The organism is Vibrio harveyi NBRC 15634 = ATCC 14126 = KCTC 12724 (genome assembly GCF_001591145.1).
GTDB classification, from domain to species: domain Bacteria; phylum Pseudomonadota; class Gammaproteobacteria; order Enterobacterales; family Vibrionaceae; genus Vibrio; species Vibrio harveyi.
Genome location: NZ_BCUF01000141.1, coordinates 1 through 1,025 on the forward strand (window position 1 = coordinate 1; position 1,025 = coordinate 1,025).

The following is a 1,025-nucleotide window of genomic DNA, read 5'->3' on the forward strand; positions in this document are numbered from 1 at the left end:
GGGTATGCGGTGGCATCGGCATTGCGTTGCTCACCCCTTAACAGGGCGTTAGTTTTACATACAAAATTTAGAATCAATATGTTAGATAAAATTTATAAATACATGCCTTTGCGCAAGCAGTTTTTCGAAAATTTCTTAATTCGAGGCTCTCAGAAGTATGCCTTAAATGATCCTTTTGAATTGAATCCCAGCAGTAAAAAGAGTAACAAATCACTCTCCGACAGTGCTTATTTTGACTATGCGGTTATATCTTTATCAGAAACTAATAATAATCTATTAATGTGGGCTCATTATGCAGATCAGCATAAGGGTGTTGTCATTGAACTAGATACAAATCATGAACTTTTTGAAAGTTATACACCATACCCAATCCTTCGATTTGATGAAGAATTAGATGCTGAAGTACTAGATGAAGTTGAAAACAGCAAGAGAGAATCTATAAAAGCAGGACAAATTCAAAGGGTAAGGTATAACTCTCGAAGACCTAAGCTAGATCGATTTGAAACAATCAGAGAGCACTTTCTAGTTAAGAGCGATGAATGGATATATGAAAAAGAGCACCGAATCATATTGCCACTCGTTACTGCAGACAGAGTAATAGTACACGATAAATATTTAAGTGAGATTGAAGAGTATTCATATTCTCCTGAAGTCCTAGAAACACAGAAACTTGGTGGGGGTATGAATATGGTCAACATTAAGGAGCCACTAATGGCTGAAGGGAATTATTTGCTCCGTTATGGAGCTGAGTATGTTGACCAAGATGATTTAGTGAAAGGTTTTGTAGACAATACAATTAATGCTTATCTTCGGAGCATATCTGAAGACCCTAGCACAATATTTCTATACCGAGTTGATCCAAAAGCTATTAAGTCTGTGTGTTTTGGATGCAGGGTAGATCAAAGAGAAAAAAGTGAGTTGGTCGAAATCATCCGTAGTAACAAAAAATTGAAGCATGTAAAAATTTATCAAGCTAACGTCAGCTCAGAAAGGTTTGAGCTTGAGATAAAGAAAAACTAACAATC

Annotated in this window: 1 protein-coding gene; it reads left to right on the forward strand. The window is 36.1% G+C overall.

Features of this window, described 5'->3' with window-relative positions; all coding sequences use genetic code 11:
- Nucleotides 1-1,020: DUF2971 domain-containing protein (locus VHA02S_RS24880; RefSeq protein ID WP_218000905.1), on the forward strand; the 1,020-nt coding region annotated here is incomplete at its 5' end.
- Nucleotides 1,021-1,025: the final 5 nt, after the last annotated feature.